14 protein-coding genes and 1 rRNA gene are annotated in these 19,862 nt (G+C 50.8%); 6 read left to right on the plus strand and 9 right to left on the minus strand.

The window, feature by feature from the left end; genetic code table 11:
• A 23S ribosomal RNA gene (locus tag ACYVIY_RS27225) occupies positions 1-108 on the plus strand; the annotation flags it as partial.
• A gap of 202 nt (positions 109-310) precedes the next feature.
• Positions 311-391: an isoaspartyl peptidase/L-asparaginase gene (locus tag ACYVIY_RS27230; protein ID WP_460979860.1), complete on the plus strand. Its 81-nt coding sequence runs from the start codon at positions 311-313 to the stop codon at positions 389-391.
• A gap of 1,087 nt (positions 392-1,478) precedes the next feature.
• On the opposite strand, the gene ACYVIY_RS27235 is transcribed toward ACYVIY_RS27230, so the two are convergent.
• The gene (locus ACYVIY_RS27235) at positions 1,479-5,000 is read right to left on the minus strand and encodes a ThuA domain-containing protein (protein WP_460979770.1); all 3,522 of its coding nucleotides are present in this window, start codon (positions 4,998-5,000) and stop codon (positions 1,479-1,481) included.
• A 333-nt stretch (positions 5,001-5,333) separates the two neighbouring features.
• On the minus strand, positions 5,334-5,933 hold the full coding sequence (locus ACYVIY_RS27240; RefSeq protein WP_460979772.1) for an NAD(P)H-dependent oxidoreductase: 600 nt from the start codon (positions 5,931-5,933) through the stop codon (positions 5,334-5,336).
• Positions 5,934-6,072: 139 nt separating this feature from the next.
• Between ACYVIY_RS27240 and ACYVIY_RS27245 the strand changes: the two genes are divergently transcribed.
• Complete coding sequence (locus tag ACYVIY_RS27245) at positions 6,073-6,399, plus strand: hypothetical protein (protein ID WP_460979774.1); 327 nt, start codon at positions 6,073-6,075, stop codon at positions 6,397-6,399.
• 2 nt (positions 6,400-6,401) lie between these two features.
• Here ACYVIY_RS27245 and ACYVIY_RS27250 read toward each other — a convergent pair whose 3' ends face one another.
• From ACYVIY_RS27250 to ACYVIY_RS27260, 3 genes are all read right to left on the minus strand, one after another.
• A complete protein-coding gene (locus ACYVIY_RS27250; protein ID WP_460979775.1) occupies positions 6,402-7,523 on the minus strand; it encodes a trans-sulfuration enzyme family protein in 1,122 nt (373 codons plus the stop codon).
• Between the two features lie 225 nt (positions 7,524-7,748).
• Complete coding sequence (locus ACYVIY_RS27255; protein ID WP_460979776.1) at positions 7,749-10,382, minus strand: ABC transporter permease; 2,634 nt, start codon at positions 10,380-10,382, stop codon at positions 7,749-7,751.
• The gene (locus ACYVIY_RS27260) at positions 10,379-10,714 is read right to left on the minus strand and encodes a PadR family transcriptional regulator (protein WP_460979778.1); all 336 of its coding nucleotides are present in this window, start codon (positions 10,712-10,714) and stop codon (positions 10,379-10,381) included. Before ACYVIY_RS27260 ends, ACYVIY_RS27255 begins: the two co-directional genes overlap by 4 nt.
• 200 nt (positions 10,715-10,914) lie before the next feature.
• Between ACYVIY_RS27260 and ACYVIY_RS27265 the strand changes: the two genes are divergently transcribed.
• The 3 genes from ACYVIY_RS27265 (at position 10,915) to ACYVIY_RS27275 (ending at position 13,775) form a co-directional block, all read left to right on the plus strand.
• Positions 10,915-11,754, plus strand: a complete 840-nt coding sequence (locus ACYVIY_RS27265) for a crotonase/enoyl-CoA hydratase family protein (protein WP_460979779.1) — start codon at positions 10,915-10,917, stop codon at positions 11,752-11,754.
• Between the two features lie 103 nt (positions 11,755-11,857).
• Positions 11,858-12,847: a S41 family peptidase gene (locus ACYVIY_RS27270; protein ID WP_460979781.1), complete on the plus strand. Its 990-nt coding sequence runs from the start codon at positions 11,858-11,860 to the stop codon at positions 12,845-12,847.
• A gap of 37 nt (positions 12,848-12,884) precedes the next feature.
• Positions 12,885-13,775: an SDR family oxidoreductase gene (locus ACYVIY_RS27275; RefSeq protein ID WP_460979783.1), complete on the plus strand. Its 891-nt coding sequence runs from the start codon at positions 12,885-12,887 to the stop codon at positions 13,773-13,775.
• 85 nt (positions 13,776-13,860) lie between these two features.
• Here the strand turns inward: ACYVIY_RS27275 and ACYVIY_RS27280 are convergent, their stop codons facing one another.
• The 4 genes from ACYVIY_RS27280 to ACYVIY_RS27295 form a co-directional block, all read right to left on the minus strand.
• Entirely contained in the window at positions 13,861-14,361 is a 501-nt protein-coding gene (locus tag ACYVIY_RS27280) for a GNAT family N-acetyltransferase (protein WP_460979784.1), read from the minus strand.
• Positions 14,362-14,450: 89 nt separating this feature from the next.
• Complete coding sequence (locus tag ACYVIY_RS27285; RefSeq protein WP_460979785.1) at positions 14,451-16,262, minus strand: PQQ-dependent sugar dehydrogenase; 1,812 nt, start codon at positions 16,260-16,262, stop codon at positions 14,451-14,453.
• A gap of 107 nt (positions 16,263-16,369) precedes the next feature.
• Positions 16,370-18,268, minus strand: coding sequence for a TlpA family protein disulfide reductase (locus ACYVIY_RS27290; RefSeq protein ID WP_460979786.1), 1,899 nt, complete (start codon positions 18,266-18,268; stop codon positions 16,370-16,372).
• Between the two features lie 18 nt (positions 18,269-18,286).
• Positions 18,287-19,750: a sodium:solute symporter gene (locus ACYVIY_RS27295; protein WP_460979788.1), complete on the minus strand. Its 1,464-nt coding sequence runs from the start codon at positions 19,748-19,750 to the stop codon at positions 18,287-18,289.
• Between the last annotated feature and the right edge of the window lie 112 nt (positions 19,751-19,862).

Here is a 19,862-nt window from a genome sequence, read left to right on the forward strand (position 1 = left end):
AGTCATCTACGAAAGGGTTGTGCGAGACGAGCACGTGGATAGGCGGCAGGTGCAGGGGCAGAGATGTCTAGAGCTGAGCCGTACTAATGAGCCCGGGAGCGTATAATCGATTCTATCTACAAGCTATCTTCTTTTCTCGACGGCGAGAACAAGTCTATAAAGTACAGGCACAAAAGCTACCTCATTTGGGGTGGCTTTTGTCGTTTATAGTTGTTGAACGTAATTTAATAATGCAAGTTTGACGTCTATCGCCTTTTTTATACGGACTACGTCATTTGCTTTCGCGCTGACTAACAAGAAATACGGCTGGGTGGACGATACACCTGTAATTGGGGCCGGGACGTATGCCAACAACAAAATCTGTGCTGTGTCGTGTACGAGCTACGGATAATTCTTCATCCGGGCCGTAGTTGCCTACGACATTTCGTAGTGATGGAGTGCAAAAGTTTATCCTTGAAAGAAGCCTGTGACTACGTAGTGCAGAACAAACTGAAAGTGATTGGGGCGAGGGTGGTCTGATCGCTGTTGATCGTGAAGGTATTGTTGAGTTACCGTTCAACTCGGAGGGGATTTACTGCGTTTGGTGCAACGAAGCTGGCTAAGGCGAGGTAGCGATCTTTGCGTGAACAGGAAGCAAACGTTTTAGTGCGTAGTGACGAATGATTACTCTCATCAGGTGTGCGGGTCGGTTCCTAGACAAAATACCGCACTTGTTTTGAGGTACAATATGCTTTCCTTCAATCTCGTATAAACAGTACCGTACGCCGGATTGTAATTAATTGTACGGATTTAGACGGATTGGGCAATTAGCGGGTGATCTTACCAACACCGTGGTTGTTCATGGGTTTCAATTTAAGCTCGTCGATATGAACGCGTCGACTGACGCAGCTACAGTCAATTAACAAGCAACCCGACTAACGACGCTGATCGTAATCGGGTTGCTACACTCGTTTATGTGATGAGGTACTCCGCAATTATTAACATCCTCAAGAAGGGAAAGTTGTTGGTAACCGTTACTGGTGAGGCAACGGCCAAAAAAGCCCGATCACATAAAGCAATCGGGCTGGTCGTTCCAAGACGGTAGGTTAACCTCATCACTTAAACTTGATTCATAATCTATAACTCTGGTAGTTTTGTGGATGTTTAGCCGCTGACTCAAAAAACAAACAATTTCTACAAACAAAACGTAGCCAACTGCTTTAGCTGATCAGTCAGTTTTGCTGGTAATTGACTCATTTTCTGCTGGGTAATTTGCTGAAAACATACATACTTCTTCATTGATTCGTTCCGAGTTATTCTCTCAAATTAAAGTTGTGAATGGGTTGGGTTGCCGATACGTAGCCCTACTACGTATCGGCAACCCAACCCATTCGCTAGTAGCTATGATCTGAACCGAGCTATACCTTAATGCAGTTGGGCCAGTGAGTAGTTACTCACTGGCCCAACTGCATTAAGGTATTAAGCTACCAACAGCTACCTTATTGATTAAAGGTTATGCTGTTCAACTGAATGATGTCGTTGTTGGGTTTGGTACGTTTCACCACCACAACGTAAACATCGTGCTTGCCACTAATGGGTTTGTCGAGTGTCATCGTTACCTGCTTCGCCGTTTTCCATTCGCCAGTGGCAGTGTAAGCAGTTCGGCTAACAACGGGCCCAGCATAGGAGTCGAGCCGGAGTTCAATCTCACCGTCTTTGTCAACCGACGAATAGTCGTAGGTTAACGATTTGATTCCCGTCATGTCAATGGATTTTAGCAGGACGTACGCCTTGTGGCCACCGGCGCTCAGGCGGTTGCCCCAACGAGGGAAACCCACGTACGAGTCGGCATCGAGCGTCCGCACCTTCGCGTTACGTAACGTGACTACATCCGTACTCGTCAGCGGCCCAACCACCTTTCCGCCATTATCGGTATACGTTGCTACCAATGTATACTGGCCACGGGGCTCTTCGGCTTTGTGTTCATTCAGAGCCAGTTGACCTTGCAGCGGAATGGTTTTCTGCTTTTGTTCATCAGTCAGCGAGAAAATGTACTTCACCATTTCCTGCGCATCCTGTACTGGAATCTGCGGGTGCGCGCTCATCAGGTGGTCTTTGCTCCAGTTGCCGCCACCCCCTTCAATGATCTTTTTCGCGAGCCGCTCGGTGATACCGGGCTGCCCTTTATAGCGGCTGGCAACGGCCAGGAACGTTGGTCCTACTGAAGGTTTATCAATCGTGTGACACGCTTTACAGTCGCTGTTCGCAATCAAGGTTTTACCCAGTGATCCATTGCCAATGGCAGCCAGATCCTGGTGCCCCTGCTGAGGAGCGGCTACAGGTCGGCTGCCCGGCTGTCCGCTGTAAGCGTAGTAGATCTTAATGCGTTTAGGATCGATTTTAACGTCCTCTTTGTCGGTTACTTTCACCGCGTAGGTAAAGGGTTTGCCCTCCCAGAAGAACGATTTGTTGCCAGGTGTCGTGATCGCTACGTCGGGTTTAGCATTGCCAACCTTAACCACAATGGTATCCATGCCTACTAGACCGGTTTGATCCGACACTTTCAGGATGGCATTATAGACACCAGGTGTGGTATATGTGTAGGTCGTGTTTGGTTGTTTGGCACCTACTGTTTTTCCGTCGAACAGCCACTGATACGTCAGGACGTCGTCTTGGTCGAGGTCGGTACCCCGGCCGCTGAACTTAACGCGCAGAGGAGCCTGTCCAACGGCTTCCCGAATGATGGGCGCATTCCGCGTGTCGGAAGTCAGGAACGAGCGGGCACTCAACTGAGCCATTGCTACGGAGTCGACCACCGCAGCGCGGGCAATCGGCGCGCGGTTACCGGTGTTGTATTCAATCTTGACCAGACGTGCATCGTCGTTGTCGGCACCATAAACCGAACCGTATTCCAGCATGTACATAACCCCGTCTTTGCCGAACACCAGGTCGATCGGACGCCGGAAGTCTCCGTTTGTAGCCATGAACGGCTCGTTCCGTACGTAGTTTTCGTTCTGGTCGAAGCGGGCGGCTACGACCCAGTTGCGCATCCAGTCGAAAAGGAACAAGGTACCGTCGTAATATTCAGGAAACTTGTTTTTCGAAGGTGAACTCCGATCATAGCTATAAAACGAGCCCGCCATAGCACTTCGTCCACCCTGGCCCAGTTCCGGAAACTCTTTCGAGGCCGCGTATGGGTACCAGATCATCGCCGAATTGGTGGGCGGCAGGTTTTTCAGGCCGGTATTGTTCGGCGAACTGTTAACGGGTGCTTTCGGGTCAAATTTCGGACCGGCATTGTTGGTGGCATAGTCCAGATCAGGATAAGGCTGGCTGTTACCGATGAACAACGGCCAGCCATGATTACCGGGTTTTTTGGCCTGATTGAATTCGTCGTACCCGCGTGGACCAATGGTGCTGTCTTTACCCGCATCAGGCCCGATTTCACCCCAGTATAAAACCGAACTCTTTGGGTTAACGGCAATGCGGTAGGGGTTACGTAGGCCCATGGTATAAATCTCCGGACGGGTCTGCGCGGTGCCCTTAGCAAACAGATTACCATCGGGAACGGTATACGTACCATCGGCCTGGGGACGGATACGTAACACTTTGCCGCGTAAGTCGTTGGTATTTGCGGCCGAACGCTGTGCGTCGAGGGTCAGGTGATCGGGCCGTTCGTCGATTGGCGAGTAACCATTCGACGGGAAGGGGTTGGTATTGTCGCCGGTCGACAGGTACAAGTTTCCTTCTTTATCCCAGGCGAATGAACCACCGTGGTGGGCACTGGCTTCGAACTCGTGTGGAATTTTGAGCAAGACCTTTTCCGAAGCCAGATCCAGCGTATTGTCGTTCTTCACCACGAAACGGGACAGGTGATAGGCCGGATTCGCGTCGACATTGGGCGAGTAATACACGTACAGAAAATGGTTGCTCGCAAACTTCGGATCGAGCGTCACGCCCTGTACGCCAAAACCCTGTTTGGTGGTTACGTTAAACTTGTGAACCAGCTTATGCGTGTTGGTCTTGGTATCATATACCGAGAGATTGCCACTACGTTCGGTGAAGAACACGCGGCCATCGTCCGAGATGGTCAGCTCCATGGGCTCGTTCAAATCGTTGACGAGTACCGTTTTGATGAACCGATTCTCTTCGGGCATCACCACGGCATACGACTTACTATAGTCGAGTGGTTTGCCATTACCCATTACGTAGTTGAGTCCACCCAGTAAATGCTTTATAAATAGGGGCTCACTAAAACTAGCATTTTCGTGGCCACCGCCCGTGTAATAAGCCCGACCACCGTCGAACTCGTGGTACCAGGCGATGGGGTGATTGCTGCCATTCGTGCCGCCTTCGTACGTATTCTCGTCGAGGTTGGCCAGGACGTTCAGGTCGGTATAGAACGAACGGTAGTTGTACCATTCGTCGGTACGTTCCCAATGATCGGGTAAGTGGGCCGTTGACGGATGATTCTTATCCGTTACGTCGACCGTGGCTTTGCGCACGTTCGAGTTGCTGGGGTGACTGGCAAAATAGGCACCTACTAGTTTGTTATACCACGGCCAGTCGTATTCGGTATCGGCAGCTGCGTGGATGCCCATGTAGCCGCCACCGGCCTGAATGTATCGCTCAAAAGCTGCCTGCTGAACCGGATTCAAGATGTTGCCCGTCGTACTCAGGAACACAACGGCCTGATAATGTTTCAGGCTGTCGTCGTTGAAATAATCGGCGTTCTTGGTCGTGTCAACGCGAAAATTGTTTTCCTGCCCCAGTTTCTGAATAGCCGCAATGCCGAAGGGTATGGACGTGTGCTTCCAGCCTTTGGTCTTCGAAAAAACCAGCACGCGACGGGGAGATGACTGAGCGGGCGGAACGGTTTCCGTTGTCTTGGCCGCTGTTGTGCTGATTGTTGGTTGGAAAACAGCCTGTTCTGAGTTAATGGTGGCAAACAGTCCAGCCGTTGCGCTTGCTGTCCCGAGCAGATAAAACCAGTGCTTAGCCAATGAGGATGACCAAATCATAATAGAGTACTAGTGTTCATGTATAGGTAAAATCATAGGCAGTTTTATGACGCGAAGTCGTATCAAAAACTGATAAAGTAGTAAGTCGAATCCGTTCATAAACTACCCGTTCGTTTGCTTGACGATACGCATTGGCTGCTAGCGGCCTGATTACTTAGCTATAGGTATACTGAATTTGGCTTTTTGCACATTACTGACACCGGTCAGACGCCGTTGACGATCGGCCGTTGCCCTTACGTCTTTCAGGGGATGAAATCCAGAAGGTAGCCACCTCAAAAAGAAAACCGCTCAGTCTGTTACGTCTGAGCGGTTTCTTAACTAATTCCTGGTGCGTTACTTTGTTTCAACCAGACTAGGCGTAACCCAGCGCTGGGCTACATTCAGGGTGTAGTCCAGAAAGGCGCGGGACGTACGTTCGTAGATTTCATGGCCGATGAAGCGACCGTTCTCGTCAAGGTTTTTATCCGTTTCGTGCGATTCGTACAACTTCGGCGACACAATCGAGTAGCTGTTCGTGAAGCTGATGATTTTGCTGACTACCGTGGTCATATCTAGCGCCGGCTGCCGACCACCGCGTCCGTTCGATATGCCAACCATGGCAAACACCTTGTTTTCGAACAAGTGCTTGAATGCCGGGCCACCTAACTGGTGAATCGTATTTGTCGCTTGCGGAGGGGCAGTCCAGTTATATTCCGGCATGGCAAAAATCACCAGATCCGCGGCCTCCCAAACACCAATCAATTGTTGCTGGAAAGGGGTAAGGGCATCTTTCCTGACCGGGCCTTGGCCAGCAAAAGGGATATCGTATTGCTCAAAGTTGACAATCGATACGTCATGCTGACCGCTTTCGGCTAATGTATGCTCTACGTATCTGGCAAATCGAAGAGAATTGCTGTTTTTACGTGAGGAGGTTGAAATTATGGCGATATTCATTGTATAGGCTGCGTCAATCTGGATTACTAACTCTAAGGGTAAGCGTTTAGTTTCTTTGTTAATTTCAGCTCACTATGCAACGTTTCCAACGAACTCAGAGTCTGATAGATAGGCTGTTCCCTAAACAAATCTATAAGTCATGAAACAACTCATTTGTCTTCTCCTGTTAAGCGGATATACCTACGCGCAGGTACCCGCAACAGCCATCCGGCGCGACTCGGTACCAGCGGTGTTTCCGCCCGATCATATCCCCAACGCAGTACCGAACGTATCATTTTATCGGTACCCAACAGACCCGGCCACGATCATGCGGGCCGACCTGGACAACATGCCGGTCAAACGGCCCGATTCGTCAATTACCTATGCGAAGAAATCACAGTCCATACAGCCGTATAGAGTGCCTGAGCAGCCGCTGTTTCTAAAGCCACAACTGCAAGTGCTACCCAAGAATTGGCGTTGGAAATAACCCTAGCTGACCAGTGCCTGTGCCAGATCAGCAATGAGGTCTTCTGGGTGTTCCAGACCAATCGAGATACGTAACAGATTTTGCGGAGTCGCCGAAACGGGGCCTTCTACCGACGCCCGGTGCTCGATCAGGCTTTCAACCCCGCCCAAACTGGTGGCTCGGATAAATAGCTTAAGCTTACTGATGAAGCGTAGTGCAGCGTCAGCTCCTCCGTTCACCTGTACCGATAGCATAGCACCCGGCCCGTTCATCTGCTGACGAATTACATCCCGATCGGGGTGGTCCGGTAAGCCGGGATAATGCACGCGTTCAACCGCCGGATGGCCGTTCAGGAAATCTGCGACTACCTGCGCCGTTGCCATTTGTGCCCGTACCCGTACGCCCAGCGTTTTAATCCCCCGACTAATCAGCCAGCAATCGAAGGGTGACGGAATTGCGCCCGACAAACCCTGAAGTGTACGAACCCGCTGCGTAAAGTCGGTATTATGTTTGAAGACCAGCGCACCGCTCAGTACGTCGGAGTGGCCGCTGAGGTACTTGCTCGTCGAGTGCATCACTACATCGCAATTAAGCTCAAGCGGGCGCTGCAGGACCGGAGTCGCCCAGGTATTATCGCAAACGACAAGGGCACCGGCTTCATGAGCCAGACGTACTACCGAAAGCAGATCCGTAATCGCCAGCATGGGGTTCGATGGCGTTTCGCACCAGACGATACGTGTATTTTCGTGTATCGAGCTTTGCACGGCGTCCAGATCGCTCATGTCCACACGGGTGTAGGTCAGGCCCCACGGATGAAACACCTGTTCGAGCAGGGCAGGCGTACCATAGTAGGCTTCGTTGGCCAGCAGAACATGGTCACCGGGCCGCAGCGCCTGTAAGAGTGTCATGGTTGCCGCCTGGCCGGAACCGAAGGCCATGGCGACAGCGCCCCCTTCCAGCGCAGCCAGCGCTTTTTCCAGTGCTTCGCGGGTGGGATTGTTGGGTCTTGCATACGAATAATCGTCCGGCAACTCATTGGCTTCATTGCGGGCGAAGGTCGTAGACAGGTGAATAGGAGAGACCACCGCACCGGTGGTTGGGTCAATCTGGTGGGTAGCGCGAAGGGCGAGCGTATCGAAATGCATGTGGGCGAGTGTTTGAAAACACCAGGCTTCTTGAGGAGCAAGGATGATTCCCGTAACGCAGTAAGTGAGGATTTGATTCCCAAGTCAGTACCCCTCCTAACCTCCCCTTTGAGGGGAGGTTAGGAGGGGTACCGACCATACAAAAATCCATCATTCGCTTCTGGCTCTTCCATAGATACTATCTCCTAGAACGAATGGCTGGGAGGGGTATTGACCTATAAAGCATTATTCACTCTTGAGGACCTTGGCTGGGTTGCTGCGGGCGACGCGAATCGTTTGCGAGCCAATCAGCAGAAAGGCGATACCCATCACAATCAGGGCCCCAGTCAGCAGTTCCAGGCCAATCGGCAGATGGTAGGCAAAGTTGCTTAGTACGATCTTATCGAAAAAGAAGTAGGTGGCTGGCAGGGCAACCAACGCTGCCAAAACCAGCAAGCTCAGAAAACCTTTGCTTAGCAAATACACCAGTCCGCCTTCACTGGCGCCCATTACCTTCCGGATGCTGATTTCCTTCAACCGGGTTTCGGTCGTAAACACCACCATGCCAAACAAGCCAATGGAGGCAATGCAGATGGCCAGGAACGTAATGAAGCCGATAACTTCAATCATGACCGAAAACTGACGGTAGGCTTCTTCAATCTGATCGTCGTAAAACTTAGCTTCGATTGGGTGCACGTTGTCAATCGTCCGCCAGGCCTGTTCAATACGTGCCATCGTTGCGGGTAGATCGGCGGAGGTGATTTTAACGTTCAAATAACCCCAGGGCTCATCGGCCGAATAGCGGAACATGACAGGCTCAATCGCTTTCTCTACTGTGCCGTAATGAAAATCTTTTAGTACGCCCACGATCGCCAGCTTCTTATTGTCAACGGTTATGAGTTCACCTATGGCTTTCTGCGGGTTCCGTTTCGCGATGTTAAAGCGCTTCAGCGTCTGCTCATTGACGATAACCTCGCGTTCTTCGCCTTTCTTCGGTCGCAAGGTGAAATTAGTCCCGGCCAGCAGTTTGTGCTCATGAATTGGCAAGTAGTGTTCATCGACCTGGTTAAGCCAAACCATCGCCGAGTCCTGCGGATTGTTGTACTTCACAGACGTACCGTGGATGCTGCCCAGACTGGTAATCATCATGGATTTGGAAATCGCATTCACTTCGGGTAGCTGGGCAAGCTCTTTGGCCAATACATCACCGTTAGTGCCCATCAGTTTGATATTCAGGATGTTTTCGGTCGTGAAGCCTAAATTAAAATTGAGGAAGCCTTTGTATTGGCGATAGCCTATGATGGTCGTGGTAATAAAGATGAGTGAGAACGTATACTGGATGACAATCAAGGCTTTACGTAGGTTGACATGCCGGAATACGGTTAACGACGACACATCTTTCAGGACCTGAATCGCTTTAAGTCGAGAAAAGAAGATAGCGGGGGCGAAACCAGCCAGAACGCCCACTGTTACGGCCAGTAACAGAAAATACAGAATCAGCTTCGGCGAAAGCTCCAGGACCACCAGGTTGTTGAGTTGAGGAGCCAGTGACAGGAACTGGGTACGTAAAATCAGGAAAAGAACGAATGAAAACAGCAGGGCCAATAGCGAAAGAATCACCGATTCGGTCAGGAACTGGCCGAGTACATGCCCTTTGAGCGCGCCGTTAATCTTCCGGATGCCCACCTCGCGCGAACGGCGCAGTGATCGGGCAATAGACAGGTTTGTATAGTTGAAACAGGCAGAAATAATGATCACTAACGCCAATCCGCCCAATACCCACAGCACGACAGGTATCATGTTGGGGCCAATCTGATTGTCGAGCCTAGGGCCCAGGGCAATCTGCTTGAGCGGTTGCAGGGATACGGCAATGGTTCGGTTCGCTAAGTGTCTTTTCTCCTCGGCGTTTATCTTGTCCAGTGAAGTTTGCACCGTTTGAGGAGTGCCATTTTTGGACAACAGCACATACACGTAATTCTGCCAGATATTGTCCCAACCGTAAAAGTTCGGGTCATGTTTACCAAGCTGTGCTTCGGCCGTTGCAAACGAGACCAGGGCACCGAACTGTAGGTGAGATAGTTTCGGAACGTCTTTCATCAGCCCTGTCACTTTGTAGGTCAGCGTATCGAACCGGACCGATTTGCCAAGTGGATCAACTTCGCCGAACAGCTTTTGGGCCGTTTTCTCGGTTAACACCAGCGAATAGGGGTCTTTCAGGGCCGTGGCCGGGTTGCCTTCCAGCAGCGGGAACGTAAAGACCTTGAAAAATGAAGTATCGGCGAAAAGACCGTCGAGGGGCAAGGTTGTTTCGCCAACGGTGGCATCGCCGTAAAAGCCATTCCGCATAATTGTTACCTGATCCAGACCAGCTACGGATTCACGAATGTTCCTGCCTATTTTGACCGATGTAGACGCAAGGCCTTTTTTAGGCTGCTCTGGCGTTTCGTAGCTGCTGATAACCCGATAGATGCGGTCGCCGTTCTCGTGAAAATCATCGTACGAGCGCAAGTCGGTAACAAAGGCAATCACCAATAAGCCAACCGACATGCTAACGGCTAATCCGAATATGTTGATGGCGGAAAATAACTTGTTGCGCACCAGGCTGCGCCGGGAGGTTTTAACGTAGCTGCCAATCATGATCCAGTGAATAAACAGGTTTATAAAATCGGGTTTGCGGACGGTATACAATCGGAAAAATTTCAGTACGTCGAGTACGTAAATCAGGCGTGCTCGTTTAATGCCTTTGGTACGTAGGTTGCGGGCAAAGTATTCGTTCAGATCCCCCTGAAGATCTTCCAGTAAATCGGGGCGGCAATACCAACTGAGTAATCGTATCGCCCAGCGGGGTGGCTCAGCAGAGGGTTCGTTGGACGTTTTCATAGCGAGCCTTCGAGATTAAAGCCGGGAATAATGCGCCAAAGTCCTTCTCGAACTTCTTTGGCCTTCAGCAAGGCTACTTTACCGGCGTGCGTTACTTCATAAAAGCGTTTGCGTTTGCCTCCGCGGGTGCTGGTTGCTGCGCCCAACTGACTTTTCACCAGGCCTTTTTCTTCCATCCGATTCAAAACCGCATGAACGACGCCAAGTTTGGCGGTCCGGCCAGTATGTTTTTCAAGTTCATCACAAATGGCAACGCTGTAGGCGTCATTCACTAACGCGGCAATGGTCAACAGCACCAGTTCTTCAAATTCACCCAGGTTTGTGCCTTTCATTAATCTCGTTCGTATAGACGCGTTTAATTAAGTCCTTAAATGTATGTAAAACAGATTTATTAATTCATGCTTTGTATGTAAAATAATTGTTCTCGAACAACTCTTTACCTGATTTAGTCTACTACATGAGCACCAGGCTGGCATTGAATCCCAGAATACTACTACCTTTATGCCAACCGTATGCAAGCATACTATAGGTTATGGAACAATCGTATCAGAGCTTATCATTTGAAGAGGCCAACGGCGTGTTAACTGTCTCACTGCTGGGGCCGGGTAAAGGCAACGCCATGGGGCCGGAGTTTTGGGAAGAACTGCCCAGAGCAATGGATGAGATAAACCGCATGAGAGACGTGCGCTGCCTGGTTTTTCGGGGAAGCGGTGATCATTTCAGCTACGGGCTTAATGTGCAGCAGATGATGCCCAAGCTGGCCAGTATGACCACGGGAACGATGGTCGCTCATCAGCGCGCCGAATTGATGGAGCAGATTCGGCAGATGCAGCTGGGCTTTTTTAAGATGCATGAGTCGCCCAAGCCCGTGATTGCGGCTGTGCACGGCTGGTGCATTGGGGGTGGCGTCAACATGATTGCCGCTGCCGACATTCGGCTCTGCTCACGCGATGCCAAGTTCAGTCTGCGCGAAACGAAACTGGCCATTACGCCCGATATTGGCGGTCTACAGTGGCTGCCGCCGATCATTGGTCAGGGCTTTACGCGCGAAATGGCCTTTACCGGGGGTGATTACGATGCTGCGTATGCCGAACGGATCGGCCTGGTCAACCACGTATACGATACGCCCGAAGCGCTGTTCGAAGCGGCAGCTACGTTGGCTCGTCAGATTGCCGATAATCCGGCGACTGCGGTTCAGGGCGCAAAACGAGTCTTAAATTACAGCATGAACAAGTCCATTGAGGATGGACTGCAATACGTTGCCGTCTGGAATTCAAGCCAACTGCAATCCGACGATTTCAGCGAAGCTATGCAGGCAACCATTGAAAAACGTAAAGCCGAGTTCAACAAGAAAAGCAGTAGAGGCTATTAAAGAGTGAAATCGAACCGCCGAAGCGGAGATAAATAGATAAAGGGCAGTTTGGTCTTTTTGCTTTATATCTCCGCTTCGGCGGTTCGATTTCACTCTCTAAAATATGACTACACAGATACTGGATCGCCTGCGTATTACGAGTTTATTTGCTGCACTGGTAATTGCTTTTTGGACCTGTTCCACTAAAGAGGCTACCCCTGAACCGGCCGAACCTGTAAAGAATTTCTTTACTCGGTTAGTTGATATTGTTGAGAATAACTCAATCAATCGGAAGAAGATAAATTGGGTCGATTATAAGACTAAGGTTTGGGCGAAAGTTGGGGGAGCTAAAACGGTTCCCGAGACCGAAGCTGCAATGACGCTGGCATTGGGTCTATTGAAAGATAATCATAGTACGATAGTGGTCGACAACAAGCGGGCGTTATACGGCGGAATTGGCTGTACGCAAGCACCAGCGCCCATCCCGTTCAGTTTTAACCGGCCAGACATCGGCTACGTTGAGGTGAAAGGATTCAACAGCTCTGGCCAGGAGGCTGTCAATTTTGCACAAGCTATCCAGAATGACATAGCTCGCCAGGATAATGCCCGCATGGCCGGCTGGATCGTGGATTTGCGACGTAACACGGGTGGAAATATGTACCCCATGATTGCCGGATTAGGCCCCTTGATTGGCGAGGGCATTTGCGGCTATTTTTATGACGTTGATGATAAGCAGATTGCCAGCTTCGCTTACAAGAACGGAGGGGCGCTAATTGGCCAAAGTAATGCAGTCCAGATAGAAAAGCCTTATCAGCTTATCAATTCGAACGTGAAAGTTGCTGTACTAATTAGCGGAACAACCGCCAGTTCAGGCGAAGCAACTGCAATCGCCTTCATGGGTCGTTCGAATACCCGATTTATCGGAACAGCCAGTTGTGGTCTTACAACTGGGAACACGGGGTACGACCTACCTTTTTACGGGTACAAACTAAATCTGTTCACGTCGAATATGGGCGACCGGACGGGAAAGATATACGGCAAGGAAATCACACCCGATGAAGTGGTTGCTTATGATGAGGCTGTTGACCGTGCCGTTAAGTGGATTATGCAATAGCCCCTAATTTTTACAAGTCTCAAAATAACTGAACCGAATGACCACAGGAATGCTGCGCGACGACGCGTTTACGGGAAAAACCATTATTGTAACCGGCGGAGGTACAGGGCTGGGCAAATCCATTACGAGGTACCTGCTCCAGTTAGGGGCTAACGTCACCATCTGTAGTCGTCGGCAGGCCGTTATTGACCAGACAGCCCAAGAGCTGATGGATGAAACAGGCGGACAAGTTTTGGCCGTAGCTTGCGATGTACGGAATCCTGAGCAGATCGAAAACGTAATTGCGGAAACTATCGCGAAGTTTGGCAAGATAGATGGCCTCCTCAATAACTCGGCCGGAAACTTCATCAGCCCTACAGAACGCCTATCGTACAAAGCGTTTGATACGATCGTTGACATTGTGTTGCGCGGTACATACTATTTTACGCTGGCCGTCGGCAAGTACTGGATCGAGAATAAAATTCCGGGCGTCGTGCTCAACATCTCGACAACCTACGCGACGACGGGTTCTGGCTACGTAGTACCGAGTGCCGTAGCCAAGGGCGGTGCCTTGATTATGACGAAATCGCTGGCGGCTGAGTGGGGTAAATACGGCATTCGGCTCAACGCCATTGCTCCTGGTCCCTTCCCAACCAAAGGGGCCTGGGATCGACTGTTCCCTGAACCCCTGGCGAGTATGATGGACCCAACAAGCCGCATCCCGCTGAAACGTGTGGGTGAGCATGGCGAACTGGCAAACTTGGCAGCTTACCTGTTATCAGACTATTCAGGCTACATCACCGGCGAAAGCATTACCATTGATGGGGGAGAGGTATTGATGGCTGGCGAGTTTAGTCACCTCGAAAACGTTACGTCGGAACAATGGGATATGATTGGCGAAACGATTAAACAGGCCAACCGAGCCAGTAAAAAAGAAGGTCAGGGGTAAAGGGCTTTAATCAAGCTTGTAAAAGTTGCTGACGCCTAGCCCCGCTACGGCGGGGCTAGGCGTCAGCAAAAGCCAATAGCAAAAGCTATAACTTCTTCTCGTACGCTAAAAAGCGCAGGCCTGGGCGAAAGCTGAGCGTTATTTCACCGGCGTATTGATAGCCCAGCTTTGGAAATAGCCGCTGAGTTGCCTGATTCTCCGAATTCGTGTCAATCCGTAAGAAGGCGATGTTACGTTCCTGAGCAAGCTGCTCCGCCTGGGCCAGTAAGGCAGCAGCTACCCCACGACCCTGAAATGCTGAATCGACGGCCAGGCGGTGGGTAACAATGGCTTTCTGGCTCAGATCGAAGCCTACCTGTGCGTATTCGGGTTCCTGATCTTCGGTCAAAGCCGCAACGCCCGCAATCTGACCATCCAGTTCAGCTACCCAAAGCTGTTGTTTCACAATATCCTGGCTGAAAACAGTCTCGTTTGGGTAATGGTCATCCCACTGGAAGTTGCCGGCCTGGTGCATTAGCGGCACCACGCGTCGGACCAGATTTGTAAGGGCGGGTAAATCAGCTAAAGTGGCTAAGCGAATAAACATAAATCAGTTGTTGTCATCACATGGTCATTCATGGGCATTCATCGTAGGACAATTAATAACCATAAATGACTAATTACTGAATGACTCTTTTAATAACGCGAGCAGTTTTTGATTCGGTAAATTCTGCCGTCGGCTTTTGTGTAAATGTAGAACGTATCGTTCAGACCCAGACCAAACCGGAGGTCCGTTTTCTTGCTGCCCGACAGCTCCTGGAACGTAGTGACTTTGCCACCAACTTCAATCTGCATTTCTTCAATTGATGCCTGTTTACCAAGTTTCAGTTGATTGTTCTCCACGAAAAAGACGCGCCCGTTAACGATGTCGCCGAAGATGTATTTACCCGTCAGCAAGGGTAGGTCGGTTCTCGAGTAAACAAAGCCAGCCGAAAACGCATTGCCTTCGTCGTGGTCGTACATCGCCACGGGATAGGTGTAGTGCATGGCCTGATCGTTTTCGGGAAGCGCGTAGACGTAATCCATTTTCGCCCGGTAATTCATAAGATATAAACCTTCCCGTTCGGGCCAACCGTAGTCGGCTCCCGCTACGCCGATATTTAACTCCTCGATATTGTGGTGACCAATGTCGGAGATCAGCATTTTACCATCGGGTGTCCAGCTAATTCGGTTTGGATTCCGGAAGCCACGGCAAAACACTTCACCCAGCGAATTCGGGTCATTGTCCTGGGCGTATGGGTTGATGGCCGGAATACCGTAGCGTCCGTTCTTGCTGTTCTTTCCCCGTGGATCGATACGTAACACTGAGCTCCAGACATCCGATTTATCATTACAAATAAATGGAAAGCCATTTTCGGTTGCCCCACCGTCACCCACGCCGATATACAATAGGCCGTAGTCCGGACTGCCGGTTTTAGCGTGCGGATTAAATGTGATTTCCTGCACACCGTGAATGGGTGATACCATATTGACCCGCATCAGTTCTCGACCGGTACCGGCAAACGTATCACTCGTCGGATCGCTTACCTTCCATTCCGTCAGCACCCATTGTAAGGTGACTTTAATCGAGTCAGCGTAGGCAAAATCAGCGGGAGCGGCATTCGCTTTTTCGGTGTGGGTGGTGTACAGAAGGCCGTTGCTGTAAAACTCCGGGTGAAACGCATAACTTCCGAATCCGGTGGCTAAACCCGGCGTATTGATGAAGGCAGGTCGCTCTTTGCCCATCTGCATGTACGGACGTAGTTTATCGTCAACTAGCTCATACAGCGTACCCCGCAAATCTTCCAGAAATACCCGGTCTTTTTTGCCGGGTAGCACCTGCATTTTATTGATCCGGGCAAGTGGAACCTTGTCGGCACTAGCCGGAGCCGTAAGTACTTCTTCTAAACTTAATCGCAAGCCGGAGCTGGCGATTTTGGCCGGAATAGGATCGGTTAAGGCGGCACCTAAGTTAGCGGTCCCGGCAACGGATGATTCACGCTTCTGATTGGCGTGGATGTACGACATAATCGCTTGCACATCTGCGTTGCTCAGCGTTGGAAACGCCGGCATCACCTGCTTATACTCGTCAACCAGCCTTGTTGCCCGCTTATCGCCATGTTTGATAACATCAGGGGCATTGCGAATAAACTTACGGATCCAGTCGGGCGATACGTCCGTCGTCACTTCGGCTAGATTCGGGCCGATGCCTTTTTGCAGAAAATTATGACAGGTAGAACAGTTGTTCTGAAACAGTTGCTGTCCTTTCGTAAGGGTTTGTTTATCGGTTGAATACGAACTTGTGGCTGAGGCTACTACAGCGGCTGATTGTGCTTTCCTCGATGCGGTTGGCTGTTGAGCGTAGGCAGCGGCACTTACGCCGATACTGCTCCCGATCAACAGAGCCCAGAAACGGTAAGAGCGTATAGATACAGTAAGGTTTACGGATAAATCCTTTTGGGCAGGCATTGACGTAGTACAGTTGATCGACGGGGGCGTCAGTTGGATTCGCGTTCTTGTAGCTGTAAGCCTTAGTTTCTTACGGCTTACAAGTAAAAATAATGAAGACCGAAAATCTACTTTCCTTCTTTCAACATCTCCACCACCATCGTCAACTCGTCGACTGTAGCCTCCGGATTACCATTGTAACCGACCGCCCGGTAACGAACCCGACCACTGGCGTCAATTACTACTTTGGTTGGAATTCCCTGCACTTTATAGGCATTAGCCACCCGCTGTGAACCGTCGAGGGGAACGGTAAAATCGTATGGGTGCTTGTTCATGAAGTCGTACACGCGCTGGATGGGACCGCCTTCGCGTGTGTTTATAAACAGAAACCTGACGTTCGGATCGTTCTGGAACCGCGTTTTAGCCTGTTGCATAGCCGGGAACGACGCTATACAGGGACCGCACCAGGTCGCCCAAAAGTCCAGCACGACCACTTTACCCTTTAAGGCCGATGAGGCTATTGTCCGCCCCTGTAAGTCCGTCATGGAAAAAGCGGGGGCAGGTTCATTGATCATTAATTGCTTTAATTCGTCGCGTTGTTCAGCCCGTATGTCGGCTTCCAACTCGGCCAGGTACGTATCGGCTTTGGTCAGATCGTTGCCGGGCTGTTTGGCATACCAGTCGCGCAGGGCGGTTTTCAGGCGCTTTGTCGCTTTTCCAATTTGCACGGCCGCTTCGGCCATGGGCTGGGCGTCGGTTCCGTGATTTGTCCGAACGGCACAGAGAAAGTAAAGCTCATTGGTCCGCGGGTCGCTGCTATCAACATCGTCTGGATTCATCACTTCCTTATAAGCCGCAAATGCGTCGGGGTCTTTGCCTTGCTGTTCCAGGGTTCGGGCGTATGTTAGCATCAACTGCCGATGTCGGACTTGTTTTTCGAGAGCCCAGTCACCCGTTACGCTGGCTGGCTTAGGCTGCGTTTTCAGTACGGCCAAGGCTTTTTTGATGAGCTGCTCCGCTTCGGGTAAGGCGCGACGATCTTCCGCCAGTTGGGCCGCCATGCCGTTCAGCATCAGTACGTCAATCTGAGAAGCCGGTTGCGGCTCTACAAACGCCAGCAAGCCACGAATGTCGTTATTCTTGAAGTACCCGTCCGTCATCATAACGGTTAACGCGGGTAGGTGAGGGGAGTTTGGGAACTCCTGGGCGAACGCCTGATAAGCTGTTTTTTTGCGATTCCAGTCAGGTTGGTTTCGCACAGCCATTGCCTTATCTTTCTGGGCAAGCGAACCCACAGGATCAACCGTTTTCAGGCGTTCCCGCAACGTATTAACCATCTTCAGGTCACCAATGCTTTCGTACAATTGTATGGCCGTGTTCAGATCGCTCGTGGTTGGTGTAGGCCGCGAAGCCAGATACGACTCAATACCGGCTTTCACTTTGGGACCATACCCCGGCTTTTTCTGCTTGACCAAGGCGGCCAGATAATCAGACCAATAGAGCGAATGCAGCTCCGGATGTTTCCGGATTTCATACTCGTACAGAGCCGCTACCCAGTTGGGGTCAGGACGTCCGCCCGCTTCGTAAATGAAGTTCGTTCGGGTGTATACCGACGCCTGCCCACCCATGGCGTGCGGAACCAGTCGTCCGGTTGCATCATAGACCGGAATCATGTACAAATGTCCGCCTGCCAGATCCGTACGTTTCGGTTGTTGGCTATTTCTGAACAGCAGCAGAATGCCAGCCGCGTCTTTCTGGGGAATGTACACCTGCCCAACATATTCTTTCCCTTGCCGAACAAGCGTAACGGTTGTCGGGCGACTCAACTGCATCGTCGACGGTGCTCCGTAGCGCACGTATCGTCCCTCTATGGTGCTGTCACTGGCAAGAGACGTACCCTGGGGCGTATACGTAAACGATACCGTTTGCCCAACCTGCGGAGTCGCTGGTGAGAAACAGATTTGCGCAGTAGCTGCCTGAAAAGCAACCACTGACAAGCTAAGGGGTAGAATTAGTCGTGCGTCCATAACGTAGTAAGAAAAGGGTTAGGCCGCCACCGGCTGCTTCTCCCGAACGGGTTTAGAAACAGCCAATAGGCCAACAAAGGTGAACAGACCGTTCAGCAGGAGCCGCTCGAAACCGAACTGATACCCGCCAAACCAGGCCACCGAATTCTCATTGACAATATACGTCAGCACCGGAGAAACAAGACAAATCCAGGGAACAAATCGATCTATAACGGGCCGTTTGCTGAAGATGCCAAAGGCATACAGGCCTAATAGAGGGCCGTATGTGTAGCCCGCAATATCGAATACGGCCGTGATCACTTCTTTGCTGTTGAGTTGCCGGAAAACGATGATCACTACGTAAAACAAGAGCGAAAAACCTATGTGGACGATGTGTTTGATGCGTGACCGGTCGGCTTCGGGCCGGTTTTCAACGTTCATAAAGTCAACGCAGAAGGAGGTTGTCAGGGCTGTCAGCGCCGAATCAGCACTGGCGTAGGTGGCTGCGGTAATGCCCAGCAGGAACGTAATGCCAACCACTAAACCCAGGTGATTCAGGGCCAGGGTCGGATACAGATCATCGGTGCGTTCGGGAATCGCAATGCCTTCGCGCTGGGCGTAGATGTACAGCAATACACCCAGCGACAGAAAGAGGAAGTTGACGATAACCAACGTAACGGTAAACCAGAACATGTTTTTCTGAGCCTCGCCAATGTTCTTACAGGTCAGATTCTTTTGCATCAGATCCTGGTCGAGCCCCGTCATGACAATGGCGATGAAGGCCCCCGAAATGAACTGCTTGAAGAAGTTTTTCGGATCGTTGCCGTCCCAGAAGAAAATCTGCGACATCGAGCTTTCCTGAACCGTATTGACCAAACTACCGAACGATAAGCCAAGATCTTTCGATATCAGAACAATGGTTAAAATAACCGCTGTAATCAGAAAAACCGTCTGTAGAGTATCGGTAACGATAATAGTTTTAACGCCCCCTTTGAAGGTATAAATCCAGATGAGTCCTATAGTGATAAGCACCGACACTTCGAACGGAATGCCCAGGCCATCGAACAATGCGAGTTGTAATACGCCTGCGGCCACGTACAGGCGCACGGCCGAGCCGACCGTGCGGGCCAGCAGGAAGAACCCCGCCCCGGCTTTGTACGACCAGAAGCCAAAGCGCTTTTCGAGATAGCCGTAGATGGAGATGAGGTTAAGCCGATAGTATAAGGGCATCAACACCGTTCCAATGACGATGTAGCCAATGATATAGCCCAGGACAACCTGAAAATACGAGAAACCAATTTTGCCCACGGCACCCGGCACCGAAATAAACGTAACGCCCGAGAGCGACGTACCAATCATGCCGAAAGCCACTAACCACCAGGGTGACTGTCGGTTTGCGGTAAAGAACGTATTGGTATCCGCCCCCCGCGCCGTGTAGAATGAGACGGCGATCAGCATGGCGAAATAGGCAATCAGAATCACTAAAGCAACGGTGGTATTCATGGGGAATAAAGCAACTTTTCAGGCCCAATTGGGGTTCTTCTATAGCGCAGTTGGGGCTTTTAAAAATGCCCATTTTGCCGTAAATTTGCTAAGTAAACACGATTTTATCTCC

The organism is Spirosoma knui, from assembly GCF_054780635.1.